General features: G+C 59.4%; 28 protein-coding genes and 5 pseudogenes. 17 read left to right on the forward strand and 16 right to left on the reverse strand.

Annotated elements, in window-relative coordinates:
* Positions 1-27: 27 nt before the first annotated feature.
* Positions 28-504 (reverse strand): MFS transporter, encoded by a 477-nt coding sequence (locus HX855_RS09125; RefSeq protein WP_256352938.1) that lies wholly within the window; start codon positions 502-504, stop codon positions 28-30.
* 90 nt (positions 505-594) lie between these two features.
* On the opposite strand from HX855_RS09125, the gene HX855_RS09130 reads away from it, so the two are divergent.
* Both HX855_RS09130 and HX855_RS09135 read left to right on the forward strand, forming a co-directional pair.
* Positions 595-2,649: a S9 family peptidase gene (locus HX855_RS09130; RefSeq protein ID WP_177082488.1), complete on the forward strand. Its 2,055-nt coding sequence runs from the start codon at positions 595-597 to the stop codon at positions 2,647-2,649.
* A gap of 84 nt (positions 2,650-2,733) precedes the next feature.
* Positions 2,734-3,207 carry a cyclic nucleotide-binding domain-containing protein gene (locus tag HX855_RS09135; protein WP_010176525.1) on the forward strand — a complete coding sequence of 158 codons (474 nt, stop codon included), beginning with the start codon at positions 2,734-2,736 and terminating at the stop codon, positions 3,205-3,207.
* Here HX855_RS09135 and HX855_RS09140 read toward each other — a convergent pair.
* A complete protein-coding gene (locus HX855_RS09140) occupies positions 3,204-3,491 on the reverse strand; it encodes a hypothetical protein (protein ID WP_177082490.1) in 288 nt (95 codons plus the stop codon). The genes HX855_RS09135 and HX855_RS09140 overlap by 4 nt on opposite strands.
* A gap of 78 nt (positions 3,492-3,569) precedes the next feature.
* Here HX855_RS09140 and HX855_RS09145 point away from each other — a divergent pair, with 78 nt between their 5' ends.
* Complete coding sequence (locus tag HX855_RS09145; protein ID WP_063032534.1) at positions 3,570-4,256, forward strand: spermidine synthase; 687 nt, start codon at positions 3,570-3,572, stop codon at positions 4,254-4,256.
* A gap of 34 nt (positions 4,257-4,290) precedes the next feature.
* Here HX855_RS09145 and rarD read toward each other — a convergent pair.
* Positions 4,291-5,175 (reverse strand): annotated as a pseudogene (gene rarD, locus HX855_RS09150) (EamA family transporter RarD).
* Between the two features lie 573 nt (positions 5,176-5,748).
* A complete protein-coding gene (locus tag HX855_RS09155; protein WP_177082494.1) occupies positions 5,749-6,663 on the reverse strand; it encodes a ParB/Srx family N-terminal domain-containing protein in 915 nt (304 codons plus the stop codon).
* Between the two features lie 138 nt (positions 6,664-6,801).
* Between HX855_RS09155 and HX855_RS09160 the strand changes: the two genes are divergently transcribed.
* The 3 genes from HX855_RS09160 (at position 6,802) to HX855_RS09170 (ending at position 8,300) form a co-directional block, all read left to right on the forward strand.
* Positions 6,802-7,176, forward strand: coding sequence for a YajD family HNH nuclease (locus HX855_RS09160; protein ID WP_003210675.1), 375 nt, complete (start codon positions 6,802-6,804; stop codon positions 7,174-7,176).
* A gap of 236 nt (positions 7,177-7,412) precedes the next feature.
* A complete protein-coding gene (locus HX855_RS09165) occupies positions 7,413-7,880 on the forward strand; it encodes an RNA methyltransferase (RefSeq protein ID WP_177082497.1) in 468 nt (155 codons plus the stop codon).
* A gap of 69 nt (positions 7,881-7,949) precedes the next feature.
* On the forward strand, positions 7,950-8,300 hold the full coding sequence (locus HX855_RS09170) for a DUF2892 domain-containing protein (protein ID WP_177082499.1): 351 nt from the start codon (positions 7,950-7,952) through the stop codon (positions 8,298-8,300).
* A 106-nt stretch (positions 8,301-8,406) separates the two neighbouring features.
* On the opposite strand, the gene HX855_RS09175 is transcribed toward HX855_RS09170, so the two are convergent.
* Together HX855_RS09175 and HX855_RS09180 are read right to left on the reverse strand one after the other, a co-directional pair.
* Positions 8,407-9,645: a hypothetical protein gene (locus HX855_RS09175; protein WP_177082501.1), complete on the reverse strand. Its 1,239-nt coding sequence runs from the start codon at positions 9,643-9,645 to the stop codon at positions 8,407-8,409.
* A gap of 12 nt (positions 9,646-9,657) precedes the next feature.
* A complete protein-coding gene (locus HX855_RS09180; protein ID WP_177082503.1) occupies positions 9,658-10,107 on the reverse strand; it encodes a YcgN family cysteine cluster protein in 450 nt (149 codons plus the stop codon).
* Between the two features lie 154 nt (positions 10,108-10,261).
* On the opposite strand from HX855_RS09180, the gene HX855_RS09185 reads away from it, so the two are divergent.
* Positions 10,262-10,855, forward strand: coding sequence for a nitroreductase family protein (locus tag HX855_RS09185; protein WP_177082505.1), 594 nt, complete (start codon positions 10,262-10,264; stop codon positions 10,853-10,855).
* 35 nt (positions 10,856-10,890) lie between these two features.
* Here HX855_RS09185 and HX855_RS09190 read toward each other — a convergent pair whose 3' ends face one another.
* The 5 genes from HX855_RS09190 to HX855_RS09210 all read right to left on the reverse strand — a co-directional run bounded on the left by HX855_RS09190 (position 10,891) and on the right by HX855_RS09210 (position 15,655).
* Positions 10,891-11,823, reverse strand: a complete 933-nt coding sequence (locus tag HX855_RS09190; RefSeq protein ID WP_177082507.1) for a D-2-hydroxyacid dehydrogenase — start codon at positions 11,821-11,823, stop codon at positions 10,891-10,893.
* A 117-nt stretch (positions 11,824-11,940) separates the two neighbouring features.
* Positions 11,941-12,234: a YcgL domain-containing protein gene (locus HX855_RS09195; protein ID WP_177082509.1), complete on the reverse strand. Its 294-nt coding sequence runs from the start codon at positions 12,232-12,234 to the stop codon at positions 11,941-11,943.
* Positions 12,231-13,364, reverse strand: a complete 1,134-nt coding sequence (gene rnd, locus HX855_RS09200; RefSeq protein ID WP_177082511.1) for a ribonuclease D — start codon at positions 13,362-13,364, stop codon at positions 12,231-12,233. The genes HX855_RS09195 and rnd overlap by 4 nt, the downstream gene beginning before the upstream one ends.
* A gap of 122 nt (positions 13,365-13,486) precedes the next feature.
* Positions 13,487-14,137: a class I SAM-dependent methyltransferase gene (locus HX855_RS09205; protein WP_177082513.1), complete on the reverse strand. Its 651-nt coding sequence runs from the start codon at positions 14,135-14,137 to the stop codon at positions 13,487-13,489.
* 144 nt (positions 14,138-14,281) lie between these two features.
* On the reverse strand, positions 14,282-15,655 hold the full coding sequence (locus HX855_RS09210) for a glutamine synthetase family protein (RefSeq protein WP_177082515.1): 1,374 nt from the start codon (positions 15,653-15,655) through the stop codon (positions 14,282-14,284).
* 386 nt (positions 15,656-16,041) lie between these two features.
* Here HX855_RS09210 and HX855_RS09215 point away from each other — a divergent pair, with 386 nt between their 5' ends.
* The gene (locus HX855_RS09215; RefSeq protein ID WP_177082517.1) at positions 16,042-16,818 is read left to right on the forward strand and encodes a transporter substrate-binding domain-containing protein; all 777 of its coding nucleotides are present in this window, start codon (positions 16,042-16,044) and stop codon (positions 16,816-16,818) included.
* Here HX855_RS09215 and cynR read toward each other — a convergent pair.
* On the reverse strand, positions 16,793-17,659 hold the full coding sequence (gene cynR, locus HX855_RS09220) for a transcriptional regulator CynR (protein WP_177082519.1): 867 nt from the start codon (positions 17,657-17,659) through the stop codon (positions 16,793-16,795). The two genes, HX855_RS09215 and cynR, sit on opposite strands and share 26 nt — an antisense overlap.
* Positions 17,660-17,770: 111 nt before the next feature.
* Between cynR and HX855_RS09225 the strand changes: the two genes are divergently transcribed.
* The 5 genes from HX855_RS09225 to HX855_RS09245 all read left to right on the forward strand — a co-directional run bounded on the left by HX855_RS09225 (position 17,771) and on the right by HX855_RS09245 (position 22,079).
* A complete protein-coding gene (locus HX855_RS09225; RefSeq protein WP_177044958.1) occupies positions 17,771-18,412 on the forward strand; it encodes a carbonic anhydrase in 642 nt (213 codons plus the stop codon).
* Between the two features lie 29 nt (positions 18,413-18,441).
* Complete coding sequence (cynS, locus tag HX855_RS09230) at positions 18,442-18,912, forward strand: cyanase (RefSeq protein ID WP_177082521.1); 471 nt, start codon at positions 18,442-18,444, stop codon at positions 18,910-18,912.
* Between the two features lie 55 nt (positions 18,913-18,967).
* On the forward strand, positions 18,968-19,807 hold the full coding sequence (locus tag HX855_RS09235) for a cache domain-containing protein (RefSeq protein WP_177082522.1): 840 nt from the start codon (positions 18,968-18,970) through the stop codon (positions 19,805-19,807).
* Positions 19,808-20,103: 296 nt separating this feature from the next.
* Positions 20,104-21,444: a DUF6861 domain-containing protein gene (locus HX855_RS09240; RefSeq protein ID WP_177082523.1), complete on the forward strand. Its 1,341-nt coding sequence runs from the start codon at positions 20,104-20,106 to the stop codon at positions 21,442-21,444.
* Positions 21,445-21,461: 17 nt separating this feature from the next.
* On the forward strand, positions 21,462-22,079 hold the full coding sequence (locus HX855_RS09245; protein WP_177082524.1) for a GAD-like domain-containing protein: 618 nt from the start codon (positions 21,462-21,464) through the stop codon (positions 22,077-22,079).
* Positions 22,080-22,091: 12 nt separating this feature from the next.
* Here the strand turns inward: HX855_RS09245 and HX855_RS33225 are convergent.
* Positions 22,092-22,214: pseudogene (locus HX855_RS33225) on the reverse strand (lysis protein); the annotation flags it as partial.
* A 103-nt stretch (positions 22,215-22,317) separates the two neighbouring features.
* On the opposite strand from HX855_RS33225, the gene HX855_RS09250 reads away from it, so the two are divergent.
* Both HX855_RS09250 and HX855_RS09255 read left to right on the forward strand, forming a co-directional pair.
* A complete protein-coding gene (locus HX855_RS09250; protein ID WP_177082525.1) occupies positions 22,318-22,935 on the forward strand; it encodes a GAD-like domain-containing protein in 618 nt (205 codons plus the stop codon).
* A 240-nt stretch (positions 22,936-23,175) separates the two neighbouring features.
* The gene (locus tag HX855_RS09255) at positions 23,176-23,793 is read left to right on the forward strand and encodes a GAD-like domain-containing protein (RefSeq protein ID WP_177082526.1); all 618 of its coding nucleotides are present in this window, start codon (positions 23,176-23,178) and stop codon (positions 23,791-23,793) included.
* Positions 23,794-23,805: 12 nt separating this feature from the next.
* Here HX855_RS09255 and HX855_RS33230 read toward each other — a convergent pair.
* A pseudogene (locus HX855_RS33230) lies at positions 23,806-23,928 on the reverse strand (lysis protein); the annotation flags it as partial.
* A gap of 179 nt (positions 23,929-24,107) precedes the next feature.
* Between HX855_RS33230 and HX855_RS09260 the strand changes: the two are divergent.
* Positions 24,108-24,293, forward strand: a pseudogene (locus tag HX855_RS09260) (polymorphic toxin type 15 domain-containing protein); the annotation flags it as partial.
* Positions 24,294-24,304: 11 nt separating this feature from the next.
* Entirely contained in the window at positions 24,305-24,922 is a 618-nt protein-coding gene (locus HX855_RS09265) for a GAD-like domain-containing protein (protein WP_177082527.1), read from the forward strand.
* A 12-nt stretch (positions 24,923-24,934) separates the two neighbouring features.
* Here the strand turns inward: HX855_RS09265 and HX855_RS33235 are convergent.
* Together HX855_RS33235 and HX855_RS09270 are read right to left on the reverse strand one after the other, a co-directional pair.
* Positions 24,935-25,057: pseudogene (locus HX855_RS33235) on the reverse strand (lysis protein); the annotation flags it as partial.
* 174 nt (positions 25,058-25,231) lie between these two features.
* Positions 25,232-26,743, reverse strand: coding sequence for an MDR family MFS transporter (locus HX855_RS09270; protein WP_177082529.1), 1,512 nt, complete (start codon positions 26,741-26,743; stop codon positions 25,232-25,234).
* Between the last annotated feature and the right edge of the window lie 56 nt (positions 26,744-26,799).

Consider the following 26,799-nt stretch of genomic DNA (forward strand, 5'->3'; position numbering starts at 1 on the left):
GGCTTCCCGATTGCTGAGCGTACGACGTTAAAGGCGCGGTTCTACCCGCATGCCGCTGACAGGTGCCGGGCGACCGTAACGCTCATCGGCGAAGGGCTCATCGTCATCCGGCTCGGCGGCAGCGGCGGCTGCCGCGGCGGCCTTTTGCTCCCGGCGGGCCCGGGCGGCGCGTTCGATGGGCCAGCGGATCAGCGCAAACACCAGGTACACGCCGAACGCGATCATGGAATACATGAACAAATCGGAGATCGCCCGCCAGGCGTTGTTGCCGACCTTGAGCACCAGGTCCAGGGCCGTGATGGCGACGGCCGGGGCGAACTGGGTCTTCACCGGGTCGACAATGGTCGGGCTGAGCAGCAGCACCGCCATCAGCAAGCGCAGCGGTTCGCGCAGCCAGCGCCACATCCAGCGGGTCATGGCAAACCACACCAACAGGCAACCCAGGGCTGCGAAGGCGTAGAGGCCCCAAGCGATCAGATAGTCGTTCTCGGTCATGGTGTCCATGGCAAGGTAGGCAAACAGGCCGCTATGATAACGGCTTTTCAGTGCCGAGGCTGCAATGCCGTCGGCCAACCGCCAGACAGAGAGTGATCCATGCCCCCAGCGACCCACATCACTGCCGCCCCGATCGCCCGCAAGGCCCCAGGCACCGACCCGTACGCCTGGTTGCAAGAGCGCGACAACGCCGAGGTGCTCGATTACCTGAAGGCGGAAAATGCCTGGCAAGAAGCAGAATTGTCCGACCAGCAGGCCCTGCGCGAAACCCTGTTCGAAGAGATCAAGGGCCGCATCCTCGAAACCGACCTGTCCCTGCCCTCGCCCTGGGGCCCATACCTGTATTACACCCGCACCACCGCCGGCGACGAATACGCCCGCCACTACCGTTGCCCGCGCCCGGCAGATGACAGCCAACAGGTCGACGAAAGCGCGGAAGAGCTGCTGCTGGACCCGAACGTACTGGCCAATGGCGGCTTTTTCTCCCTCGGCGCCTTCAGCATCAGCCCGGACCACCAGCGCCTGGCCTACAGCCTGGACACCAGCGGCGAAGAGATTTACACCCTCTACGTGAAGGAATTAACCACCGGCAAGGTCAGCGAACTGGAGTTCGAAGACTGCGACGGCAGCATGACCTGGGCCAACGACAGCCTGACCCTGTTCTTCAGCGAACTGGACGACACCCACCGCCCGCACAAGCTGTACCGCTATCGCCTGGACGGCACCGCCGCCGAAGAAGTGTTCCACGAGCCCGATGGCCGTTTCTTCCTGCATTGCTACCGCTCAAGTTCCGAGCGCCAGCTGCTGCTGGCCCTGGGCAGCAAGACCACCAGCGAAATCTGGGCCCTGGACGCCGATCAGCCGCAGCAGGCCTTTACTTGCATGGCGCCCAGGGTCGAAGGCCATGAATACGACGTCGACCACGGCAAGCTGGACGACCAGTGGGCCTGGTTTATCCGCAGCAACCGGGACGGCATCAACTTTGCGCTGTTCCAGGCGGCCGACACCGGCAACGTGCCGACCCAGGACGACTGGCAGAACCTGATCCCCCACGACGACGCGGTGATGCTCGACGGCGTGAGCCTCAACGCCCAGGCCATGACCCTGAGTTTACGGATCGGTGGCCTGCCGATCATCGAAGTGCACCCACAAGGCCAAGCCGTTTATCGGGTGGAATTACCCGACGCGGCCTACAGCCTCTATGTGCAAAACAGCCTGGAATTTGTCAGCGACAAGATCCGCCTACGTTATGAAGCACTGAACCGTCCGGCGCAGGTCCGTCAGCTGGAACTGGCCAGCGGCGCCCAAACCGTGCTCAAGGAAACTCCGGTGCTGGGCGTGTTCAACGCCGACGACTACGTCAGCCAGCGGTTGTGGGCGACGTCGGCCGATGGCACTCAGGTGCCCATCAGCCTTGTGGTGCGGCGCGACCAGTTGGGCAAGCCGACGCCGCTGTACCTGTACGGCTACGGCGCCTACGGCCAAAGCCTCGACCCTTGGTTCTCCCACGCCCGCCTGAGCCTGCTGGACCGTGGCGTGGCCTTCGCCATCGCCCATGTACGCGGCGGCGGCGAGCTGGGCGAAGCCTGGTACCGGGGTGGCAAGCAGGCGCACAAGCAAAACACCTTCAGCGACTTTATCGCCTGCGCCGAACACCTGATCGCCCACGGCCTGACCACCTCCAAGCAACTGGCCATCAGCGGCGGCAGCGCCGGCGGCCTGTTGATCGGCGCCGTGCTCAATCAACGCCCGGAGCTGTTCCAGGCGGCGATTGCCGAAGTGCCGTTCGTCGACGTGCTCAACACCATGCTCGACCCGGAGTTGCCGCTGACCATCACCGAGTACGACGAATGGGGTAACCCTGAGGAGCCTGAGGTGTATGAGCGGATCAAGGCCTACGCGCCGTATGAAAACGTCAGCGCCCAGGCTTACCCGGCCATGCTGGTAATCGCCGGCTACAACGACAGCCGCGTGCAATATTGGGAAGCGGCCAAGTGGGTGGCCAAGCTGCGGGACACCAAGACCGACGACAACCTGCTGCTGCTCAAGACCGAACTGGGCGCAGGCCATGGCGGCATGAGTGGTCGTTACCAGGGATTACGTGACGTAGCACTCGAATATGGATTTGTTTTCAAGGCCCTGGGGCTGATTTAAGGAACTCCGCTCGGCGGGCGGGTCTGAACACCTGACCGCCGGGCGCGCGCCCTGCACGATTTATGGACGAAGACTGTAAGCCTCATGCCAGAACCGACCTTACTCAATAACGAAATCCGCGACATGCTGATGGATTGCGGCCTGTTCGACCCGTTGCTGCCGGAAGACTTTCACGTGGCGGCGGGCTATTTCAACATCAGCAGTATTGCCCGTGACGAGGTGATCTTCCTCGAGGGCGACGCCGGCACCTTCATGTGCATCATTCACTCAGGCCAGGTGGCGGTGCAGAAAACCAACCATGAAGGCCAGCGGCTGACCATCGCCACCCTGCGCAGTGGTCGTGCCTTTGGCGAGATGGCCGTGCTGGATGGCGAGCGCCGTTCCGCCAGCTGTGTGGCGGCCAGCGATTGCGTGCTGTTGAACCTGGGTAAGGATTCCCTGGAAAAAATGCTCAACGATGCGCCGAAAATCGCGGCCAAGATCATTCGTGCGATTGCGATCGCCCTGTCCAAGCGCCTGCGCATGGCGGATGGGCAGTTGCTGTCCCAGCAGTTTTAACCGCCTGGGGTCTTGGGCTTGACGTCGTTCTGCTGCAAGCCGGGGATCGTCTGATCCTTCGGCGGCGCGGGCAACACCATAGGCGCCAGCAAGGGTTCACCGCTGCCGGCCGCCTTGGGCGTCGCCGGTGGAGTGACTTGCGGGTAAGGCGTGGGCGTTGCAGTGCCCGGCGAACCCGCAGTGGGCGCGGGGGTAATCGGCACGGTTTGCGACTCCTGAGCCTGGGCCACACCGCTAAGGGTGAGCGCGCTCCATACAATGACCGTTAGAATGCTGCACTTCATCGATGGCTCCATGGCCTGACCGTAAAGTCGTAAGGCTACTCCCAACCGCGCAAGAATGCCCTTCCCAATGAGATTTCCATGAAACGTTTCGTTCTGCTGGACACCACCCCGATCCCCGACAACGGCGGTGCCTTGTGCCTGTTCGAATACGGTGAGGATTTTGTCATCAAGATCCAGGGCGGTGACGGTGGCCAGTTGATGAACACGCGCATGCACGGCTCCGAGGATGCACTGGCGGAAATTCCGTGCCGCAAGGTCGCCGGTCGGCCCGGCTCCAGGGTGTTGATTGGCGGCCTGGGCATGGGCTTTACCCTGGCGGCGGCCCTCAAGCACTTGGGCAAGACCGCCGAAGTGGTGGTCGCCGAGCTGGTGCCCGGCGTAGTGGAGTGGAACCGCGGCCCGCTGGGTGAAAAGTCCGGCCGCCCGCTGTTGGACCCGCGCACCGTGATCCGCATGGAAGACGTGGCCAAGGTGCTGCAGGCCGAGCCTCAGGGCTTTGACGCGATCATGCTGGATGTCGACAACGGCCCCGAAGGCCTGACGCAAAAAGCCAACAGTTGGCTGTATTCCGCCGGTGGCCTCAGCGCCTGCGCCAAGGCCCTGCGACCCAAGGGCGTGCTGGCGGTGTGGTCGGCCAGCGCCGACAAACAGTTCAGCGACAAACTGCGCAAGGCCGGCTTCAAGGCCGAGGAAGTGCAGGTATTTGCCCATGGCAACAAAGGTACACGGCATACCATCTGGATTGCCGAGAAGCTCAAGGGCTGACACAGCTGCCAGATTTCGCTGCGCGGGGCGTAGGTCAGATCGACCGGCGCAGTCGATTCAAATGCCTCAAGCCTTCCAGCACCAGCACCACCACGGCCAGCCAGATCGGCAGGTAGGTCATCCACTGGCCCGGCTTGAGGCTGTCTCCCAGCATCAGCGACACAGCCACCAGCAGCACCGGCTCCGCGTAACTGAGCAAACCGAACAGACTGAAGGGCAATAGCCGACTGGCCAGTATGTAGGAATAACCCGCCGCCGCACTGACCAATCCCATCAGCGGTACCAGCCAGTAGAGCGCCGGGCGCTGCGCCAGTGCTTCACTGATGGAATCGCCCTCCAGGACGAACCACAGCGCCACCGGGACCATCAGCATCATGTCCAGCCACAGCCCGCCCAGGTTGTCGGTACCGCAACGGCGGCGCGGCACGAAATACAGCGGATACCCCACGCACACTACCAGCGTGGTCCAGGAAAACCCGCCCGTACGATACAACTCATTGGCCACGCCCACCGCCGCCAACGCTGCGGCAATCTTTTGCAGACGTGAAAGGCGTTCGCCGTAAACAATGCGCCCGGTGATGACCATGGTCAGCGGCAGCAGGAAATAACCCAGCGACACATCCAGGCCGTGACCATTGAGGGGGGCCCACATGAAAATCCAGAGTTGCACACCCACCAAGGCACTGGTCAATACGACGCAGGGCAGCAACGCAGGTTTTTCGCGCAGCCGCTTGTAGACCAACGGCACCCACTTCCAATCCCCGGAGAGGCAGAGCAGCAGCGTCATGAAGGGCAATGAGATGAGCATTCGTCAGCCAAATATCTGCTGACCATTCAAGGGTTCAAGAAGGGAGGTAAAGAAATACAACACGCCAAACAGGAAGGAAGCGGAAACCGCCAGAACAACACCTTTAGACACAACAGCCTCTACGAAAAATTGCATGTATTTAATTGAAGCAGGTCGTTGTATTCGCACAGTGCGAATATGAGCAATATGAACATCAAGCACTTATTAACGGGCACTAAAAACTTATAACCAACGCAGACATAAGCCTCGAGTTATTAATTTACAAGTGCAGGTTATTTCGTCGATTTTTTATTGTAGGCAAGACGATCATCAGACGCTTCAACCAACCCGGTTTCGGTTATTGGAAGCAGCACGCTCTGGACGAGCGTCGCTGATTTGAAACGCCACAACATCAGCCGCGGGGGTTGATATCGTGAAGGGAAAACCCGATTTACGGGAAACTCACAGTCGCCAGGAAAGACCTGACGTATTGAACGCCTGGCGCCACCACAGAACACACTAACGGCAGTAGGCCAAGAGGCGCCACATTAAACAAACGGGCAAAGTTAGTCCAACACTTTATCGCCCTGGAGCCCATTAAATGCCCAGCGGCATTTAAATCGATGCCTGCCGGATCTTTACTGTATATTCAGCCGTTATACGCCCGACAGGAACAGCACCCGGCCGCCCCTGCCGACTCGTCACTTACTTGTTTCTACTGTCGATAACGTAGGGCACTTTCTTCTTGAACGTATCGTTCAGTTCCTTGCGGTCAAGTGACGTAAAGCCGCCCAACTGCTGAGCGCTGAAGCCGCTGTCCCCTACCACTGCATCGGGCGCCAGGCTCACCATACGCTTGGCCACCGCCCCGATAGCGTCCTCATACCCGCCCTGCTTGTTCAGGTTGAACGCGCCGAGGTCAATCTGCGTGCGCAACCAGCCCCCCCAGTAGAACTCCAGGAATTCCGGCACCACCGCGCCGGAGGTCGGCTTGCCGTAGGAGGCTTTGCGAGAGAAATACACCAGGCTACGGAACATATCATCGCCGAGGCTCTTGAAGCCCAAGTGTGCCGGTATTTGCTCAGGCGTGATGGCGTTGCCCTGGCCGTCCTTGAGCCAGACCTTGCGCCCCTGCTCCATCCGCTTCCAGAACGTCGCCAGGTCGGGGCTGTCGCTGAAGTTATCGGTGACCCGCACCCACATTTTCAGTTTGGCACCGGCACCGGGCTGTTCCCACAAGGTGCTGAAGCTGTGATGGCCGTCAGTGAGGTACAACTGGCCAGCGGGGCCGACCACCACGGTTTTCATGTCCGCCGGGTGAGTGCCTACCGGGTCCTTGCAGGTGAAGCTGTCGGGCTTATGCAAGTCGGCGCCTTTGGGCACCTTGTCCGCCCCACCCTGGCCGTTGGTTTCACAGTATTCATCGAACACCTGCTTGGGGGACTCGGCAAACACCCCCAGCTTGTAGTGGATCTGGTCAAAACCGATGACGGCCTGGGTCGGGTGGAGTTGCTCCAGCGCCACATCAATCACCTGCCCCGGCTGGGGCGTGGAAAACGCCTGGACTTGAACACTGACGGCGCACAACAGCAACGCCCACCACCATGAATGCATCCGCATGAGTACCGCTCCTTATGAATTCAGTTCGCCGATACTACAAACAATCCCCGCACGCTGGCTGAAAAAGCCGGAGGTTTATTACCCCGCAAGCAGCTAGAATCAACGCTATCCGTGATCCACTAAAAGACAGGAGCCATGATGAGCTCGACCAACCCGCCCTCCCACACCGCCAAGCTGGACCGTATCCTCGCCGATGCCCAGCGCGACCGGGAAATGGGCTACCGCGACAAAGCCCTGAAGATGTACCCCCACGTGTGCGGCCGCTGCGCCCGTGAGTTCGCCGGCAAGCGCCTGAGCGAACTGACCGTGCACCACCGCAACCACAACCATGACGACAATCCCCAGGACGGCTCCAACTGGGAGTTGCTGTGCCTGTATTGCCACGATAATGAACACTCGCGGTATACCGACCAGCAGTATTTCGGCGAAGGCTCCACCAGCAGCCCGACGATTGCCAAGGCCACCCACAACCCGTTTGCGGCACTGGCCGGGTTGATGAAGAAAGACGACTGAAGCGATGTGATGAACGACTTGCTGTGGGAAGAGGCTTGCTGTGGCGAGGGAGCTTGCTGTGGCGAGGGAGCTTGCTCCCGCTGGGCTGCGTAGCGGCCCCACGTTTTTTGGGAGCGCTTCGCACTCCAGCGGGAGCAAGCTCCCTCGCCACAGTGTTACACCCTATGCCGTTCAAACCGACCGCGTTTCGACCAATCCCCGTATAATCGCCGTTTTTCTCGAAGGCACCCTCTTCCGTGGGCAATAAACGCTACAGCTGCATCGGTCTGTATAACCCCAAATCCCCCGAAAACGTCGGCTCGGTGATGCGCGCCGCCGGCTGCTACGGCGTGGCCTCGGTGTTCTACACCGGCAAGCGCTACGAGCGGGCCCGGGACTTTATTACCGACACCAAGAAGGTCCACCACGATATTCCGCTGATCGGTATCGACGACCTGAAAAAGATCCTGCCCCTGGGCTGCATCCCCGTCGCCGTCGAGCTGGTGGAAGGCGCCCGCCCGCTCCCCGAGTACACCCACCCGGACCGCGCGCTGTATATCTTCGGGCCGGAAGACGGCTCCCTGGACCAGGAGATCCGCGACTGGTGTGAAGACGTGATCTACATCCCGACCACCGGTTGCATGAACCTCGCCGCCACCGTCAACGTGGTGCTTTACGACCGCCTGGCCAAGGGCAACAACACCCGTTCGGGCCCCAAGTACTGATTTTTTGGGAACGTCCGCGGCCTGCGTGCAGTCAGTTGCATATCAATAAGCCCTTGTTGGAGACAGATCATGAGCGACAGCAAAACCTTGCGACCCGTTATCCGGTCCACGCCGTTCGAGCGCCAACCCACGCAAAACGTCCAGGGCTGGGAACGCATCGGTTCCCTGGCGGGCGGAGTGGTGATGATGGGCAAAGGCCTGCGCCGTGGCGGCTTTTTTGGTTTGATTCAGCTGGCGATTGGCGGCGTAGCGCTGGCACGCGGCATCAGCGGCCATAGCTCGGCCAAAGAGTTGCTGGAGCGCAGCCGCCAGGAAATGAACACGGTGCGGACCAAGATTGAACGCGCTGGCGAAGAGCTGAAAAACCTCAAGACCCAGGCTGAAGTGGCGGCTGAAAAAGCGGCCAAAACTACAGGATAACCTCGATCAAATGTGGGAGCGGGCTTGCTCGCGAAAGCGGAGTGTCAGCCACTGAATGTGTCTCTGATACACCGTATTCGCGAGCAAGCCCGCTCCCACATTGGTTTCAGTGCAGCAGTTTGGTATCGAGTACTACCGACGATTCGCCAATAATGCTCTCCCCCAACTGCACGAATTCCTTTGTGCTGATGCTGTTCAGGCGCATCACTGCCTGAGTCAGATCATCCAGCGAACGCTTGTTGTGGGTTTTCACACGGATCTCGCGGTCCAGCTCCTGCAACAACACCACCGCCCGTGCCACCGTCGCGCCGTTGGCGTGCTCCACCCGCAGGGTGGTCACGTCCTTGCCTTCCCTGGCAAGCCTGGCCTGGATCGCGGCATAACGGTCGTCACTGATGCCACCGGCACGGCGCATCAGTTCAATGGCGTAGTACTGCGCCAAACCTTCGCTGATCCAGTCGCTGCTTTGATGGTCATTGAAACGGCCGATGGCCTGCACCACTTCACGGATCAACGGGCTGCTGCCGTTTTCGCTGACCAGCGCTGTGCGGCTGTTGATATAGATCGAATCCCGCGCCGAGAACGCGCCACGCCGCATCGGGTCGCTGGCGCCCACCACCAGCAGTTTGGCCGGGTGCCGCGGGAACGCGGCTTGCACCTGGGGCCAGACAAACGTCAGCAGGGTGAGCACGTCCATACGGTGCATGCCCTGGCCCTTGGGTGACGCCACGGTAATTTCGGTTTCCCCCAGGCGCATCCGGCGACTGCCCAGGGTGCCAGCGAGCATCCAGCCGGTAGGCCGGTCAAACAGGCGGGAAACGTTGTCGATACGGAATTTATTCTTGCCGATACGCGGCCAGGAGGTCTCGACGCTTTTCCAGCCGGCAGGCAACTCGAAGACCAGGCGCGACACCAGCTCAATGCCGTCCTGTTGGTCCAAGCGTGCGGTGGGCACCAGGTCTTCACCGCGAAACAGCGCCCAGCTCGGGGTCATGCGTGCTTCGTAAACCCCCTTCTTGCGCGCGTGAGTCAGGCGTACACGGTAGGTCAGGCTGGCTTTGTCGGCGCTGGGCTGCCACAGGCCGCGGCTGTCTCCCGGCGTATTGCCCGGCAGCACCTGCCACTGGCCATCGGCCTTGAAGTCGCTGTAGTCGCCGTCGCGCCCCAGGTCGAAGTTGAGGCTGCGCACCGCCGAGCCCTGGGACAGGCTCAGGCGTACTTCAGCCTGATCACTTTGGGGCAGCAGCTTGACGTGATAGTCCAGGTCGACTTTCTTCCCAGCCCATGCCGACGTACTTAATGCCAACAACAGCAGGCTTGCCGCCAGCTTGGCTCCAACCGACATACACACTCCTTTTCAGCCTGCGCGAAAAATCAGGTAATCCTCCCAGTCATCCTCGGGCACGCTGCCTTCGGCGAGCATGCGCCCGGACTGGGATATGCGTTCCTGATGCACCGCGTCGCGGTCACCGCAGACCAAATGGTGCCAGAGCGGCAAGTCCTTGCGCTCACTGACCAGCCGGTAACCGCAGGTGGGCGGCAGCCATTTGAACTGGTCGGCCTGGCCCGGGGTGAGCTGGATGCAATCGGGCACCGAGTCGCGACGGTTGGGGTAATCGGTGCACTGGCAGGTTTTCAGGTCCAGCAGTTTGCAGGCAATGCGCGTGTAGTAGACGCTGTTGTCGTCTTCATCCTCGAGCTTTTGCAGGCAGCACAGGCCGCAGCCGTCGCACAACGACTCCCACTCATCCTGGTCGAGTTGTTCGAGGGTTTTGCGGATCCAGAAAGGTTCGACTTTGGCGGCCATGGCTCTACATCGGTATCGGTATGTTAAAAGGCCGCCAGTCTAGTGCCCATGGCGGCCGGGGCCAAGCGCTTACGACTGCCGGTAGAACAAGACTTGTCAGCCCGTCGGCGGCGAAGTAGCTTTGAGCCCCGGTTTTTTCATCAGGATCAGCCCCATGAGCAGCAACCCACGCGTCGCCGACTACCCGATCCACCCACAATTCACCGACCGCTGGTCGCCGCGCGCCTTCACCGGTGAAAGCATCCCGGTAGACACCCTGCTGAGCTTCTTCGAAGCCGCGCGCTGGTCGCCGTCGGCTTACAATTCGCAGCCGTGGCGCTTCCTCTACGCGCGCCGTGACACACCAAACTGGGAGCGTTTCCTGGGCCTGCTGAACGAATTCAACCGTGGCTGGGCGCAGCATGCGTCGGCCCTGGTGATCGTGGCGTCGAAGACCGACTTCCTGGTACCCGGCGCCACCGAGGAAACCCCGGCCCTGTGGCACACCTTTGACACCGGCTCCGCCTGGGGCCACCTGGCGCTGCAAGCCAGCCTCAGCGGCTGGCACACCCACGGCATGGCCGGTTTCGACCAGGAACTGACCCGCAAGGAACTCAAGGTGCCAGAGGGCTATGCCCTGCACGCGGCCGTGGCGATTGGCAAACTGGGCGACAAATCGACCCTGGCCGATTACCTGCAAGCCCGGGAAACCCCGAGCCCGCGCAAGCCGTTGAGCGAGTTGGTATCGGAAGGCGATTTCAACGTGTAAGACTTCACCAGGAGCGAGCGTGCTCGCTCCTGGTGTTAATACCCGCGCTCGAAACTCACTTCCCCGCGCAATGTTTCCTGCCCCTGGTACGCCCGCAAATTCTCGACAAACAACTGCACCATCATTCCCGGCGAGGTCGGCGCCGAGCTGTGCCCGGTCAGCAGCAAGCCCCAGGCGGTCCAGAACGGATGGCGCTGCGGCAACGGCTCCTGCCGGCAAACGTCGATCACCGCCCCCGCCAGATGCCCTTCCTTCAAGGCTTCCACCAGGTCCGCGTCGACCACCGCCACACCGCGCCCGACGTTGATAAACAGCCCGGTCGGCTTGAATTGCTTGAACAGCGCCGCATCGTACAAATCATGGGTGTTCGGCGTGTTGGGCAGCAGGTTGACCACGTAGTCCACCTCGCCCACCAAACGCGGCAACTCCTCAATCCCGGCCACTTCGATAAACGGTGCCTGTTCACGGGCTTCGCTGGCGATGCCGTACAGCTCAACCCCAAACGGCTGCAGGAACTGCGCAACGCTACGGCCAATATCGCCGGTACCGACGATCAGCACTTTACGCCCCGCCAGGCTCTGGCCCATGCGGTTATCCCATTTGCGCTCGACCTGGCTGACCAGCCGCGCCAGCACTTCGCGCTCGTGGCCCAGCATGTAAGTCAGCACGTACTCGGCCATCACCTGGCCAAAGATACCCACGGCACGGGTGAGGCGGTAATCCCGCGGCAGGCCTTCAGCCAGCAGCGGCGTGATGCCCGCCCAGGTGGATTGCAACCATTGTGGCTGGTGGCCCTGGCGCAGTAAGGTCGCCAGGAGGTCCGGCTGGCCCAGCCACACCGGGCAGTCAGCGGCCAGGCGCGACAGTTCAGCGGAGTCGCCGCTGGTCATGACCTCAAGGTCCGGCGCCGCTTCGCGCAGCAGCCGGGCGTACAGCGGGTGATCGTGTTCAGCAATCAGAACGCGCATGGTTCAAACCTTTCAAAAACACTGCAGGCGGCCGCCGGTCCAGTTCACTGTCCGTTGCGGCCACCGCCAAAAATTGAATTCCATTGATGAATGTGCCCCGGACGGAGCACTGACCGATCACATCGGGTCATTACGTCGCAGCAGCTCATCGGGCAAGTGTTCGATGTACTCGTCCTCGGCCGGCGGCATTTGCAGGTGGTAGCCCTGCTTCTCGAGGTTTTCCAGGACCACGGTGATGTCCTCGCGGGACAGCTTGCGCTCCGGGCTCAGCACCAGGTCAAAAGCGTGGTGCGGCTTGCCGAAGGCGGCCAGCAGGCTTTCCGGCACGCGCTCCAGCGCATCGCTTTTCAGCACGTAGAGGTACATCTCGTTTCGTTTGAGGCTGCGATAGATGGAGCAAATACGTTTCAAGGCTGTTCTCCGGCAGTGGCCAGGCTGTCCAGCAGCGCCTGGCCCATCAATTCGCGGCGCCAGCCACGCAGCGAATCTGGCAATTGGTAAGGCCCCTCGGGGTAGCCGCTCTTGACCAGGGCTTCGAGGGTTTTCTTGCGCAGCATCAGTTCCGGCGCCATGTCCAGGCGTTCAGCCTCGGCCTGGCCCAGGGCGCGCAGTTGCTTGATCAGCGTGGCGGCGTCCACCGGCAATGGCTCGGCAACCGCCGGCGGCCATTGGTCCATGGGAACGCTGCCGGCACGCTTGATCAGGCCCAGCAGGAACTCGCCGTCCTGGCGCACGGTGCGCGGGTGCATGTCTTCGATCTTGCCCAGCGCGGCGAGGTTATCCGGCTGGGATTTGGCCAGGGGCCATAACGAGTGTTCGCGAATGATGCGGTTGCGCGGCAGGTCACGGGCACGGGCCTGCTGCTCGCGCCAGGCGCACAGTTCACGCAGTACGGCGAGCTGGGCACGGGACAGTTTCCAGGCCAGCTTGGCGTCGCGGTAGACCTCAAACGGGTCGACTTCGCGGCGCAGGTTGGCCACCAGTTCGGCGCCGTCGTCCAGGACCCAGGCGTATTTGTCGTCGGAAAGCTTCGGACGCAGGCGTGTGTAGACTTCCGCCAGGTGCACCGCGTCTTCGGCGGCGTAGCTGATTTGCGTCTCGGACAATGGCCGCTGCAGCCAGTCCGAGCGGGTCTCGCCCTTGGGCAGCTCGATATCGAGGACGGCTTGCACCAACCGCGAATAGCCCATGGAGAAGCCAAGGTTCAGGTACGCCGCTGCCAGTTGGGTGTCGAACAGCGGCACCGGCAGGCTGCCGGTCAGGCGCAGCAACACTTCCAGGTCTTCGCTGCACGCGTGCACCACCTTGATCACCGCCGGATTTTCCAGCAAGGCGGCCAAGGGTTTCCAATTGTCGATGGTCAGGGGGTCGATCAGGTAAGCGCGAACGCCATCACCGATCTGGATCAGCCCGGCGATGGGATAAAAGGTGTCGACCCGCATGAATTCGGTGTCGAGGGCGACGAATGGCAACTGCTGCCATTCGGCGCAGTGCTGGCCGAGGCTATCGTTGTCGCAGATCCAGTGAATATCGATGGCCACACGGCTCTCCCTTGAAGAATGGCGCGCAGTATATATCGCGAAAGGGAGTTGCGAGCATTCGCAGTACAGCATCCGCCATGAAAACTCCTACAGGAACAGAAGAATAGCCCGACGGTCGGGACTTATCCTCTCTTACGCAGGACGTAGACCCGCCACATGGCCGAACCCGGCAGGAATTCCTGTTGATTGAGGACCTTGAAACCAGCCTGGCGAAACTCCGCCTCCACTTGCACCCGATGACTGGCAACCGCCGCGAGGTCGGGCTGAAGCGCCCGGTAGCCGCTGTCGCTGTTGACCGAAACGATCACCGTGTCACGGCTCACCCGATGAAATTCCCCGAGCAGGGCCAGGCGCCCTTCGGCCGTCTGCACATGACGAAACAACTCCAGGCAAAAAATGCAGTCCACCGCGTTGGCCGACAGGCCGATGGAAAACGCCGAGCCCTGGAAGGTCTTGATCCGCTTGAGCAAGCCCGGCGCGTGGTGCGTGAGGGCATGGTCGAGCATGTCCTGGGAGTTGTCCGACGCGAGGATCACCCGATTGCTATGCTCAGCCAACACCGGCCAGAAACGCCCCGAGCCGCACGCAAGGTCGAGGATCAACCCCGGTTCGCCGGCGATTTTCAGCGCCCGGCGCACCAGCCGCTCATCGCGCCACAACGCCAGGCGCCGCAGCAACTTGGGCGGGCGCGTGTCAGCGCAGGCCCGGGCATGCTCCTGGCCTGCGCGTTCGGCAAATTCAATCTCGATGGAAGACGGCGGTTGCGACGGCATCACACGACTCTGTTAATGGATCAGACCTTCGCAGCTTAACCACCGTCTCGTGAAAAAAAGGTCGAAGGATTGTTTACCGCTCATGCAGGGCGAGTATCCAACCCACAGCCTGTCTGTTAACTGTCTGTGATCAAGGCTTCATCTTCAGGCCTGGTGCAAATACCAGCGCCAATCCTGCTCACCCACTTCCCCCATGAACTGGCGGTATTCGGCACGCTTGACCGCCAGGTACACGCCGAGGAATTCACCCCCAAACGCCTCCCGTGCCCAGGTCGAACTTTCGAGCGCGCGCAAGGTGGTCAGCCAATCGGTAGGCAACAATTCCTTGGCCTGGGCGTATCCGTTGCCTTCCACCGGCGCGCCCGGGTCACGCTGTTCGCGGATCCCCCGATGAATACCGGCCAGAATCGCGGCCGCCGCGAGGTACGGGTTGGCATCGGCACCGCAGATACGGTGCTCGATATGCCGGGAAAACGCCGGCCCGCCGGGCACCCGCAAGGTGACGGTACGGTTGTCCACGCCCCAGGTGGCAGCCAATGGCGCGTAGCTGTTGGTCTGGAAACGCCGGTAGGAATTGGCGTTCGGGCAGAACATCAGCAACGAGTCGAGCAAGGTGCTGAGCATGCCGCCCACCGCCTGGCGCAGCAGCGGCGTGCCGTCGGGCGCCTCGCTGGCAAACAGGTTGTTGCCGTCGCGATCTGCCAGGCTGACGTGCATGTGCATGCCGGTGCCGGCCAGGTCGTCGAACGGCTTGGCCATGAAACACGCCGTCATCCCGTGTTTGTGGGCCACGCCTTTGACCAGGCGCTTGTAACGCACCGCCTCGTCCATGGCTTGCAAGGCATCGCTGCGGTGTTCCAGGGTGATTTCCACCTGGCCCGGGGCGTATTCGGAAATCGCCGTGCGCGCCGGAATACCCTGGAGCTTGCAGGCGCTGTAGAGGTCGGCGAGAAACGGCTCGATCTGCTCCAGCTCCCGCAGGCCGTAGACCTGGGTCGAACGCGGGCGCCCGCCATCCACATCCCGTGCCGGTTGCGGGCGGCCGTTGCTGTCGGGCTTCTGGTCGAGCAGATAAAACTCCAGTTCCGCCGCCATCACCGGGTAATAGCCGTCAGCCTTGAGGTCATCGATCACCCGGGCCAGCAAGTGCCGCGGGTCGGCCACGGTGGCGGGCATGCCTTCGGTGGGGTGCATGCTGACCTGCACCGCCGCCGTCGGAATCAGCCGCCACGGCATGCGCTGCAAACTGCCGCTGACCGGGTAGGCGCGGCAGTCGATATCGCCCACTTCCCAGACCAGCCCGGAGTTTTCCACGTCGTCGCCATTGATGGTCAGGCCCAGGATCGTACTCGGCAGCGGCCGGCCACTTTCATACACCGCCAGCAGTTCATCGCGGTGCAGCAGCTTGCCCCGGGGCACGCCGTTGTTGTCGAGGATGAACAGCTCGAACATCTCGATATCCGGGTTCTGGTCAAGAAAAGAGTGGGCTTCGTGCAGGGTGGCAAAGGGCGTGCTCATGGGCATTCTCATACGTTCGCGTCAGGCAGGCGCGTGGGCGCTGCCGGGCAGATGCGCGGGCATCCGGTGGGGCAAATCAACGTAGGAGAACGGAGTCCGGTGGGCGCGCGTGGCGGCAGTGCCACAGCGCCCAGAAAGCGAGTTCGGAAGGAAGGGCATCAGCGGTGATCCGACGACGGTCTGGACGGCTGGACGCCGCAGCGCCTGGCGATGTCTCAGGGTGAGTGTCGGGGCAACCGTCCATACGGGAATCACAGTGAAGAGATGCCGGGCAGCCTCACACGCGAGGTTACGCCGTTAAATCCAGTCTTGACGGAGTTTGGTTGTGCCGTGGCTAAACATTTGCAAATAATGGCGGCCCTGCTCATGCCCAAGGACTCGACCGCATGAAAGCTTTGCTGACCCTTTCGCTGCTGGCCGGCCTGTCCGCCCAGGCCCTGGCCGACAGCCCCGTATCGCGCCTGGATGAAGTGCTGCAGCGCGGTGAAATGACCGTCTGCACCACCGGCGACTACAAGCCCTACAGCTATTTGCGCCCCGACGGCCGCTACGAAGGCATCGACATCGCCATGGCCCAGTCCCTGGCCAAGAGCCTCGGGGTGCAGGTGAAGTGGGTGCCCACCACCTGGAAAACCCTGATGCCGGACTTCCTGGCCCAGCGCTGTGACATTGCCCTCGGCGGTATTTCGGTGTCGCTGGAGCGGCAGAAGAAGGCGTTTTTCAGCCAGCCCCTGGGCGTCGACGGCAAGATCCCGCTGGTGCGCTGCGCCGATGTGCAGCGCTACCAGACCGTGGAGCAGATCAACCAGCCGCAGGTGCGGGTGATCGAGCCTTCGGGCGGCACCAATGAAGTGTTCGCACGGGCGCACTTGGGTAAGGCGCAACTGACGCTGTTCCCGGACAACGTGACGATTTTCGAGGAACTGCTGGCGAACAAGGCCGATGTGATGATCACCGACGCCAGCGAGGCCCGCTACCAGCAGAAGCTCAAGCCGGGCCTGTGCGCGGTAAACCCCGAGCGCTACATGCAGTACAGCGAGAAGGCATTCTTGCTGCCCCGCGATGATGTCGCATGGAAGAGTTATGTGGACCAGTGGCTGCACTTGAGCACGGTGACCGGCGTGTATGACGGCATCATCAATCAGTGGCTGGCTGCGCCCTGACCAATTCGACAAACGCCCGGCACGCCGCACTGCGATAGCCTCCCTTGCGACTGAGCAGCGCCGCCGTGCGTTGGGGTAACGCCGGGCTTAGGGGCACCGCCTGTAACCCTGGTTGCACGTGGGCAATCGCACTGGGCAGGAGGGTCGCCAACCGCGTGCTCCGCACGATCTCGATGATCGCGCTGATGGAGTTGGCCTCCATCGCAATCCGCGGTTTCACCGCCTGGCTGCGAAAATACTCATTGATATAGCGGCGCGTGGCGAACCCTGCATTCAGCAGCACCAACGGCTGCTGGAGCCACGATTGTCGATCAATGCCGGGATGATCGGCACTCACCACCACGCTCAACGCCTCGACAAACACCCCTTCACACTCGATATCCGGCAAATGCTCGCCGGTAAAGCCGATGCCGATATCCAGCAAATCCTCGGTCAGCGCCGCCTCCATGCGGTCCTGGGTCAGTTCCTCGACGCTGACCGTTATCCCCGGATACAGGCCGTTGAACCGCGCCAGCAGCGGCCCGATCAGGTACGCGGTAAACGTCGGCGTCATCGCCAGGCGCAAACTGCCGCGACTCAGGTCCTGCACGTCATGCATGGCGCGGGTACCGGCCTGCAAATCCTGCAAGGCCAGGCGCGCAAACCGCACATAAGCCTCGCCCGCGTCGGTCAGGCTGACGCTTCTGCCGGAGCGATCCAGCAGCGGTGCGCCCAGGGTGTCTTCCAGTTGCTTGATCTGCTGCGACAAGGTCGGCTGCGACACGTGCAGCGCCTCGGCCGCCCGGGTGAAATTGCGGTGTTCGGCAACGGCCAACAGGTAGCGGATATGACGCAGCAACATGGACGGGGCTCCACTATAGGCATGACTTATAGAAACCATAATAAGCCGGTCTTGGACGCTATAGCTGAAAACTTCCATCCTTGCCCCATCAGCGACGCAAGGAGAACCACCATGCAAGACCTCATTGACGGCTTTCGCAAGTTCCAGGGTGAAGCCTTCACCCAACGCAGCGACCTGTTCAAACACCTGGCCACCACGCAAAACCCCGGCACGCTGTTCGTGTCCTGTTCCGACAGCCGTGTAGTCCCGGAACTGCTGACCCAGCAGGAACCTGGCGACCTGTTTGTGATCCGCAACGCCGGCAACATCGTGCCGTCCTACGGGCCAGAGCCCGGCGGCGTGTCGGCCACCGTCGAATACGCGGTAGCCGTTCTCGGCGTCAGCGACATCGTGATCTGCGGTCACTCCGACTGCGGCGCCATGACCGCCATCTCCACCTGCAAATGCCTGGACCACTTGCCCGCCGTCGCCAACTGGCTGCGCCATGCCGAGTCGGCCAAGGTGATCAACGCCGCCCGCACTCACGCATCAGACGCCGACCGGCTGAACTCACTGGTACGTGAAAACGTGGTCGCCCAACTGGCCAATCTCAAGACCCACCCTTCCGTGGCCCTGGCCCTGGAACAAGGCCGGCTGAGCCTGCACGGCTGGGTCTACGACATCGAAAGCGGCGGCATCGACGCCCTGGATGGCCGCAGCGGGCGCTTCGTGTCCCTGCTGGATAACCCGAACACCCGCGCCCACGCGGCCTGAACCTGACTCAAACCCAAGAGGACATCACCATGTTGCAATCCCAATTCGCCCAAACCCCACGCCTGGCCCTGGCCGACACCGTCATCGACCTCAAGGCGCGCAAGAGCCTGTCATGGCAGGACCTCACCGACGGCACCGGGCTGAGCCTGGCGTTCGTCACCGCCGCCCTGCTCGGCCAGCACCCGCTGCCCAAGGACGCGGCCGATGTGGTCTGCGACAAACTCGGCCTCGACCAGGACGCCAGCCGCCTGCTGCAAACCGTGCCCCTGCGGGGCAGCTTCCCCGGCGGTGTGCCGACGGACCCGACCATGTACCGCTTCTATGAAATGCTGCAGGTCTACGGTTCGACCCTCAAGGCCCTGGTGCACGAGCAGTTTGGCGACGGCATCATCAGCGCGATCAACTTCAAGCTGGACATCAAAAAGGTCGAAGACCCGGAGGGCGGTTCCCGTGCGGTGATCACCCTGGACGGTAAATACCTGCCGACCAAACCGTTCTGATTTGTCGGCAAACCGTCTACGCTCTTGGCACACCAACAAGAACGAGGGACGGGTCATGAAGGGACTGCTCCGAGCCACCTGGCTACTGCTGTTGTGCGTTGGCCAGGTGCACGCCGCGACCACTCAGGATGAGGATGCCCAAGCCGCCAAGGCCCTGCTGGAAAAAGCCTTGGCGTATTACCAGACGAATGGCGACAAAGCCTTTGCAGCGTTCAGCCGCCAGGGTGAATTCGTCGATCAGGACCGTTATGTGTTCGTGGTCGACACCCAGGGCGTGCTGCTGGCGAGTGGCGGGCCCTCTTCTGCGTTGATCGGGCGTGATGTTTCCGAGGTGCTTGGGCCGGATTTGAAGCAGTCGTTCAAGGACGCCTTGGCCGTGCCGGACGGCAGCGGCATTCAGCAGGCCGATTACCGGTGGCAGAACTGGAATGACGGTAAGGTTGAGCGCAAGCATGTGTATTACCAGCGGGTTGGGCAGCGGATTCTGGCGGTGGGGTATTACCTGCCACGGGCGACTCCGGAACATGCCCGGGCCCTGCGGAACAAAGCCGTCAAGGCGCTGGAGAAGGACCAGGCCGGGACGCTCAAGGCGATCAACGATATGCAGGGTGGTTTTCTGCAGGACGATTTGTATGTGTTTGTGGTTGACCTGGATACCCACCGCTATGTGGCCCACGGTACCAATCCGCGCTTGGTCAACACTGACTTCAGCAAGATCAAGGACCCCGACGGGAAGCCGGTGGGTGAGCCGATCCTGGCGGTGATGGCAGAGCAGGATCAGGGGGAATACAAGTACCGCTGGAAAAACCCGGTGACCGGGAAGGTTGAGAACAAGCATGCGTATTTGCGCAAGGCTGGGCATTTTATGGTGGCTGTGGGGTATTACAGCCCGTGAGGCCGCTCGTAAGGAGCTGCCTTTAATTCAGTCGGAAAGTTTCTTTTTCCGACGGTGCAGTATTTCCCTGATCCGTTTTTTCCTCGTAAAGCCCAACCACAAGGGTGCGGATGCTTACAGACATCGCACTGCCCGTAACACTCAATGCGGCGCCAAGAGCATCTTGAATTTGAGCGATAGCCGGTCTCTACGACGTATTCAGCAACAAACTCCGACTTGAGCCGCGTTGATTTTTAGCCCAGTGGCTTCCCATACTCCTGGCGCAATTTTCATCGAAAGCTGTCAGCGGGACACGGATGTTTTTATGGCAAGTGCCCTCGTGGCAACAGATAGAAGATCGTATAACCCATGAAATGGGCTACCCGGTAGGGTCAAGCTTTCGCACGTACCTGAACGAACATATCCCTTCGCTTGATCTGCAAATTCGTCGTGTCAGTAACGTCCGCACTGCATTTGATCGAGCAGAATGGGAAGCTGCGCGCTTATTGCGGCAGCGCTTCGCCGACATAGATATCTCCAGCATTCTTTCCGAGCTGATCAGTACCGTCGCCCAAATGGCAATGATCGTTGCGGGCGGGGTGTTAACTGGAGGGGCCATTGGCGCGGGTGTTGGGGTTTGGGCCGCAGGTGCAGGGGCTATACCGGCAGGCGCTGCAGGTGCGGCGATGGGTTTGCAAGTCAGCACCTGGCTACTGGGCGTTCTTGGCCTGGCGTCCATCGCCGACTTTTTTGTGGAGGGTCTACCTGCCATTGGCGAGTACTACCTGCGTGGCATCAACATCGCATGGGACGGTGCGCGTGGCGATGATGGGCTCAATCCCTTTGGCACGGACGACCCGTTCGCTGTGAACAGTGCCTCCCAGCAGATTGCATTGGGGCACGTAGAAGTCGTGGTTCTACTGCTGGGGGCGGTTGTTGCCTACCTGACCCGTGGTCGAGGTAACGCCAGCGTTCTGGCTCAGGAAATGCGAGGCAGCGCTAAAGGAGCACGGCTGGCTCAATGGATGCTCAAACACGAAGATGCGCTGAAAAAACGTCCTGACCTGCAAACGGCAGAGCCTCGTAGAGGCGCACTTGGGCCGCAGGAACCGCCGCCGAACCGCCCATCTGGAAAAGACAAAGAACCAGCCAAGGGCAAACCAAATACTATGCCGCGCCATGAAGTAGAGTGCTTCAAGGCAGACAAAATGCCGGCCTCTAAAGTCGGAGAGTTCGAGCGGCAGTTAAAGGGCCAAGAGGAAGGGCTGAATCGGCTGACGGTTGATGAGTATTTGGAGAATATTGCTAATTCTGTAAAACGTAGCAAGGCGGCTGCCACGGTGGCTCGTAAAAAACTACAAACCGATCCTCAACAAAGATTTCAAGATGAATTTTCTCATACCATGGACTCACTTGATGCAGAAGACGCGGCTATCAAAAAAGCGAAGGAAACGATGTCAAACCTTGCCGGTCTGCACAACCCTGATTTGAGCGCTGGCGGTAGGGACGTTATTGCTGACTTTGGTGATAGACAGGTGAACTCAAGCATTGGCCCACAGTGGAAAAACAAAATACAGAATTTAAAAAATGCGGCTGAAGACATACCAAAGTCGATGCGAGAATCGACTTTCCTTAATGTAAAACTACATAAGTGCTAGTTGGCGAGGATAGGTTAATGGACAGAGTATTTGCTAGATTTATAGAAAAACTTGGTGACCCCATTGATCGTCAGGAAGTGCCAACATCCAGTATCGAGCACTACCGAGGTAAGCTACCAGATTTACTTTTGGAGTATTGGACTGAACATGGTTGGTGTGGCTACGGCGAAGGAATTTTTTGGCTCGTTAACCCGCAGGAATATGAAAACGTAGTGGCGTCTTGGATTGAGGGTACAGAACTAGAAGCACTCGACACTTATCACCTAATTGCCCGCAGTGCTTTTGGCGACTTATACCTTTGGGGGGAAAAAACTGGAGCGTCTCTTAATATAACCAGCATACTATCTAAATACATAGCATTTTACTCAAAATTTGGAACGGAGCATATGGACAAGCAACTCCAAAACTTTTTATTAACTAGAAATGTAGATGACAATGACTACGATGACCTATTCAAACCAGCGAAGAAAAAGCTGGGGGCTTTGCGTCATGATGAAATGTATGGCTTTGTTCCAGCATTAATGTTCGGCGGCCAGGATACTCTTGACCACCTTGAAAAAGTAAAAACGGTGGAGCACCTAATATTGCTTTCGCAGATAACAGAACTTCAGCCTTATAGCTTTTCAGATACTTAATAAAGGCCTGTGTCAGCACGCAATAGCGATGACATTCGCTTGACCATCCTTTCGTTGAGCATGTGCGGGGGCAAGTTGCGCTCGCGCGGCTGCATGAACCACGCCGACGGCGCCGGGTGCGGCAGGCACGTCGCAGCGTATGCGATCCATAAACCCCACCTACCGCAAGAGGGGGCCTTGGTTTACCGTAGCCTTTCTCGCGGCACTGCATAAGTGCTAATCACCATGGAGGTGTTTAATGGACAAAGTATTTGCTAGATTTATAGAAAAACTTGGTGATCCCATTGATCGTCAGGAAGTGCCAACATCCAGTATCGAGCACTACCGAGGGAAGCTACCAGATTTACTTTTGGAATATTGGACTGAACATGGTTGGTGTGGCTACGGCGAAGGAATTTTTTGGCTCGTTAACCCGCAGGAATATGAGGAAGTGGTGGCTTCTTGGATTGAGGGTACGACACTTGAAAAGCGTGACACTTACCACCTAATTGCACGCGGTGCGTTTGGCGATTTATACCTGTGGGGCGAGAAGACGGGATTTTCACTGAAAATAACCAGCATCCTTTCTCGATGCGTAATTCATGATTTTGAACCCACACCAGAACAAATGGATCGTAAAATTCAAGACTTTATCGTATCCAGAAAAGTGGACTCTAATGATTATGGCGACCTGTTCAAGCCTGCAAAGAAAAAACTCGGCACCTTACGTAATGATGAGATGTACGGCTTTGTTCCAGCATTGATGTTCGGCGGCCCGGATACTCTTGACCACCTTAAAAAAGTAAAAGCGGTGGAGCACCTAATATTGCTTTCGCAGATAACAGAACTTCAGCCTTATAGCTTTTCAGATATTTAATAAAGGCCTATGTCAGCACGCAATAGCGCTGACATTCGCTTGTCCATCCTTTCGTTGAGCATGTGCGGGGGGCAAGTTGCGCTCGCGCGGCTGCATGAACCACGCCAACGGCGCCGGGGGGTGGCAGGCATGTTGCAGCGTATGCGATCCATAAACCCCACCTACCGCAAGATGGGGCCTTGGTTTACCGTAGCCTTTCTCGCGGCACTGCATAAGTGCTAATCACCATGGAGGTGTTTAATGGACAAAGTATTTGCTAGATTTATAGAAAAGTTTGGTGAGCCGACGGATCGTCGAGAAGTACCAGCTTCGAGCCTTGCACATTTCAAAGGAAAGCTGCCCAATCAATTATTGGAGTATTGGGCTGAGCATGGATGGTGCGGCTATGGTGGCGGTATTTTTTGGATCGTGGACCCACAAGAGTATGAGGGGGTAGTGGCATCGTGGGTTGAGGGAACAACAATTGAAAATCGGGACACCTATCATCTCATCGCCCGCAGCGCTTTTGGTGATTTATATCTATGGGGAAAAAACACAGGTCCAACGATTACAATAACCAGTACTTTTTCACGATACGTTATTCAAGATTTTGAAATCACGCCAGAGGACATGGATAGAGAGGTCCAAAATTTCTTATTATCTAAGGAAATTAAATACAACGATTACGGAAACTTATTCAAGCCAGCAAAGAAAAAACTCGGCACACTACGCCATGACGAAATGTACGGCTTTGTTCCAGCATTGATGTTCGGCGGCCCGGATACTCTTGAGCACCTTGAAAAAGTAAAAGCGGTGGAGCACCTAATATTGCTTTCTCAGATAACAGAACTTCAGCCTTATAGCTTTTCAGATATTTAATAAAGGCCTGTGTCAGCACGCAATAGCGCTGACATTCGCTTGTCCATCCTTTCGTTGAGCATGTGCTGGGGCAAGTTGGGCTCGCGCGGCTGCATGAACCACGCCGACGGCACCGGGTGCGGCAGGCACGTCGCAGCGTATGCGATCTATAAACCCCACCTACCGCAAGAGGGTGCCTTGGTTTACCGTAGCCTTTCTCGCGAACAATTCCACGACAGCAGGACTTCGTAATCTTCCAATGATGCCGCCTGGCTCTTGGCCTTAGATCTTGGCGGTCTCGACCAAACTGTAGATCTGCGCACTGGCGGTGTTGCCTACACAATCCCGATCTATCTGCAGGTGGAAAAGATATCATCGCGGGCCTCGGTGATCGACAAGTCAACTCCAGTATTGGCCCTCAGTGGAGGCCAAAAATTGCAAATTTGAAAAAGGCCGCAGAGACAGTGCCAGCGGCTTTACGCGGTGACACCTATCTCAATGTCAAACTTCATAAATGTTAAGGGGAAAAGCAATGGATGAGATATTTTCCATTTTTTTGGAAACGTTTGGAGGGCCAGTTGATCGACTTGAAGTACCAACATCAAGCATCGAGCGCTATAGAGGAAAGCTACCCAATCAGTTGCTAGAATACTGGGTCGAACACGGCTGGTGCGGGTACGGCGAGGGCATTTTTTGGATCGTAAACCCCCAAGAATATGAGGGTGTGGTTGCATCCTGGCTTAAGGGGACGAAATTTGAAGAACTTGATACCTACCATCTGATTGCTCGAAGCGCCTTTGGTGACTTGTACCTCTGGGGCGAAAAAACGGGATTTTCGCTTAAGATAACAAGTGTTCTTTCTAAGGTTGTAATCAAAAACTTTGAAGTTTCAAGCGTAGAAATGGACAGAGAATTACAAGGTTTTCTACTTTCCAGAAATGTGGACTCCAACGATTATGGAGAACTGTTCAAGCCCGCAAAGAAAAAGCTCGGCACCCTGCGTCACGACGAGATGTACGGCTTTGTTCCAGCATTGATGTTCGGCGGCCCGGATACTCTTGACCACCTTGAAAAAGTAAAAGCGGTGGAGCACCTAATATTGCTTTCGCAGATAACAGAACTTCAGCCTTATAGCTTTTCAGATATTTAATAAAGGCCTGTGTCAGCACGCAATAGCGCTGACATTCGCTTGTCCATCCTTTCGTTGCTCATGTGCTGGGGCAAGTTGGGCTCGCGCGGCTGCATGAACCACACCGACAGCGCCGGGTGCGGCAGGCACGTCGCAGCGTATGCGATCCATAAACCCCACCTACCGCAAGAGGGGGCCTTGGTTTACCGTAGCCTTTCTCGCGAACAATTCCACGGCAGCAGGCTTCGTAATCTTCCAATGATGTCGCCTGCGGTAGCCGCTCAAGTACGTGGCGCAGCCCCATTGACCGTGTTCACATTAAAGAGCGGGTTATTTGGCCTTGTCTTCCCGCCCCCGCAACACACGATTAGGCATGGCAATCGCCGCCGCCAACCCCAACAACGAAACCCCCGCACTCACCATCAGCAAATGCCGGAAAGTGATCAGCAACTCCCCCCGCAACGCATCCTGCGCCGGCCCGGGCGCGGCATTCAACCCATCCAGCAACACATTCCCCGAACTCCCCTCAGCCACCAACGCCCCACTGGCCAAGTGCGCAAAACTGGAGTCCTGCAACAACGCCAGCAACAGCGCCGACATGCACGCCACCCCAACCGCACCACCCAACGACCGAAACAGGTTAGTGGTACTGGTCGCCACCCCAATGTCCCGCTGTTCCACCGAATTTTGCGTACCCACCAGCGAAGTCGGAAACTGCATCCCGGCAGCAATCCCGCACAGCAACATAAACACGCTGGTGACCACCACCGCCTGAGGCGCACTGAGGGCCATGCCGAGAATGGCGATCGGGCTCAGAAAGGCCCCGGTGAGGATCATCGGCTTATACCGCCCAGTCACCGAGGTCATGCGCCCAGCGAAATACGCTCCCATCGGCAACCCAATCGCCAGCGGCAGCAAATGCAAGGCAGCACTGTCGGCACCTGAGCCGGTGACGGTCTGGTAACGCAGCGGCATCAATACCGTGAGGGAAATCGCCTGGAAACTGGTAAAGAAAATCGTGCACCAACACAACACCGCACTGCGGTTGGCAAACAGGTGCATCGGCAACAACGGCTCCCGCGCCCGACGCTCGTGCCACACAAACACCGTCAATGCCACCAACGCGCACACCAGCAGCCCCAGCACTTCATCGTCACGCCAATGGTGGCCCTGGCCGATTTCGGTGATGCCCAGCAGCAAAGCGGTCAAGCCGACGATCATCAACACAGTGCCGAGGTAGTCGATCACCGGCTTGCGCTGCGGCACCGGCAGCCCCACCAGCGTGCGATGGGCCACCCACCAGGCGCCGGCGCCCAACGGCAGGTTGATCAGGAACACCCAGCGCCACGACAGGTACTCGGTCATGTAGCCGCCCAATACCGGGCCGGCCACGCTCGCCACCGCGTACATGCTGCTGAAGTAACCCTGGTAGCGCCCGCGTTCGCGGGGCGGAATGATGTCGCCAATAATCGCCTGGCTGACCGAAATCATCCCGCCGGCACCGATGCCCTGGAGGATCCGCGCCAGCACCAGTTGCTCCATGCTCTGGGCCATGCCGCAGAACAGCGAGGCAACGGTGAACAGCCCCATGCCGATCAGCATCATCGGCCGGCGCCCGTACAGGTCGCCGAGCTTGCCGTAGATCGGCACCGCCACGGTCATCGCCACCATGTAGCCGGAGATCACCCAGGCCAGCAGGTTGACGTCGTGGAACTGGGCGGAAATGGCCGGCATGGAGACGGCGACGATGGTCTGGTCCAGCGCCCCGAGGAAGATCGCCATCATCAAGGCGACAAGGACACTACGAACAGCGGGTGTGGCGGGCTGATTGAGGTTGGTCACGGCAGAACCTGCAGGCAAGGCCCCACGGGAAAAGGAGGCCCGCGGGAATGCTCGTC

Origin of the sequence: Pseudomonas sp. IPO3778 (genome assembly GCF_013386825.1) — a bacterium.
Taxonomy (GTDB): domain Bacteria; phylum Pseudomonadota; class Gammaproteobacteria; order Pseudomonadales; family Pseudomonadaceae; genus Aquipseudomonas.

What these genes read in the sequence shown, in the direction of transcription:
- HX855_RS09155 (WP_177082494.1), bottom strand. Translation starts at nt 6,663, where the DNA reads ATGCGGATGCATTCATGGTGGTGGGCGTTGCTGTTGTGCGCCGTCAGT.
- HX855_RS09225 (WP_177044958.1), top strand. Translation starts at nt 17,771, where the DNA reads ATGCAAGACCTCATTGACGGCTTTCGCAAGTTCCAGGGTGAAGCCTTC.
- HX855_RS09180 (WP_177082503.1), bottom strand. Translation starts at nt 10,107, where the DNA reads ATGGCCGCCAAAGTCGAACCTTTCTGGATCCGCAAAACCCTCGAACAA.
- HX855_RS09190 (WP_177082507.1), bottom strand. Translation starts at nt 11,823, where the DNA reads ATGCGCGTTCTGATTGCTGAACACGATCACCCGCTGTACGCCCGGCTG.
- HX855_RS09160 (WP_003210675.1), top strand. Translation starts at nt 6,802, where the DNA reads ATGAGCTCGACCAACCCGCCCTCCCACACCGCCAAGCTGGACCGTATC.
- HX855_RS09130 (WP_177082488.1), top strand. Translation starts at nt 595, where the DNA reads ATGCCCCCAGCGACCCACATCACTGCCGCCCCGATCGCCCGCAAGGCC.
- HX855_RS09185 (WP_177082505.1), top strand. Translation starts at nt 10,262, where the DNA reads ATGAGCAGCAACCCACGCGTCGCCGACTACCCGATCCACCCACAATTC.
- HX855_RS09215 (WP_177082517.1), top strand. Translation starts at nt 16,042, where the DNA reads ATGAAAGCTTTGCTGACCCTTTCGCTGCTGGCCGGCCTGTCCGCCCAG.
- HX855_RS09170 (WP_177082499.1), top strand. Translation starts at nt 7,950, where the DNA reads ATGAGCGACAGCAAAACCTTGCGACCCGTTATCCGGTCCACGCCGTTC.
- HX855_RS09240 (WP_177082523.1), top strand. Translation starts at nt 20,104, where the DNA reads ATGTTTTTATGGCAAGTGCCCTCGTGGCAACAGATAGAAGATCGTATA.
- HX855_RS09135 (WP_010176525.1), top strand. Translation starts at nt 2,734, where the DNA reads ATGCCAGAACCGACCTTACTCAATAACGAAATCCGCGACATGCTGATG.
- HX855_RS09145 (WP_063032534.1), top strand. Translation starts at nt 3,570, where the DNA reads ATGAAACGTTTCGTTCTGCTGGACACCACCCCGATCCCCGACAACGGC.
- HX855_RS09175 (WP_177082501.1), bottom strand. Translation starts at nt 9,645, where the DNA reads ATGTCGGTTGGAGCCAAGCTGGCGGCAAGCCTGCTGTTGTTGGCATTA.
- HX855_RS09265 (WP_177082527.1), top strand. Translation starts at nt 24,305, where the DNA reads ATGGATGAGATATTTTCCATTTTTTTGGAAACGTTTGGAGGGCCAGTT.
- HX855_RS09235 (WP_177082522.1), top strand. Translation starts at nt 18,968, where the DNA reads ATGAAGGGACTGCTCCGAGCCACCTGGCTACTGCTGTTGTGCGTTGGC.
- HX855_RS09140 (WP_177082490.1), bottom strand. Translation starts at nt 3,491, where the DNA reads ATGAAGTGCAGCATTCTAACGGTCATTGTATGGAGCGCGCTCACCCTT.
- HX855_RS09125 (WP_256352938.1), bottom strand. Translation starts at nt 504, where the DNA reads ATGGACACCATGACCGAGAACGACTATCTGATCGCTTGGGGCCTCTAC.
- cynS (WP_177082521.1), top strand. Translation starts at nt 18,442, where the DNA reads ATGTTGCAATCCCAATTCGCCCAAACCCCACGCCTGGCCCTGGCCGAC.
- HX855_RS09250 (WP_177082525.1), top strand. Translation starts at nt 22,318, where the DNA reads ATGGACAAAGTATTTGCTAGATTTATAGAAAAACTTGGTGATCCCATT.
- HX855_RS09255 (WP_177082526.1), top strand. Translation starts at nt 23,176, where the DNA reads ATGGACAAAGTATTTGCTAGATTTATAGAAAAGTTTGGTGAGCCGACG.
- cynR (WP_177082519.1), bottom strand. Translation starts at nt 17,659, where the DNA reads ATGTTGCTGCGTCATATCCGCTACCTGTTGGCCGTTGCCGAACACCGC.
- HX855_RS09205 (WP_177082513.1), bottom strand. Translation starts at nt 14,137, where the DNA reads ATGCCGTCGCAACCGCCGTCTTCCATCGAGATTGAATTTGCCGAACGC.
- HX855_RS09210 (WP_177082515.1), bottom strand. Translation starts at nt 15,655, where the DNA reads ATGAGCACGCCCTTTGCCACCCTGCACGAAGCCCACTCTTTTCTTGAC.
- HX855_RS09245 (WP_177082524.1), top strand. Translation starts at nt 21,462, where the DNA reads ATGGACAGAGTATTTGCTAGATTTATAGAAAAACTTGGTGACCCCATT.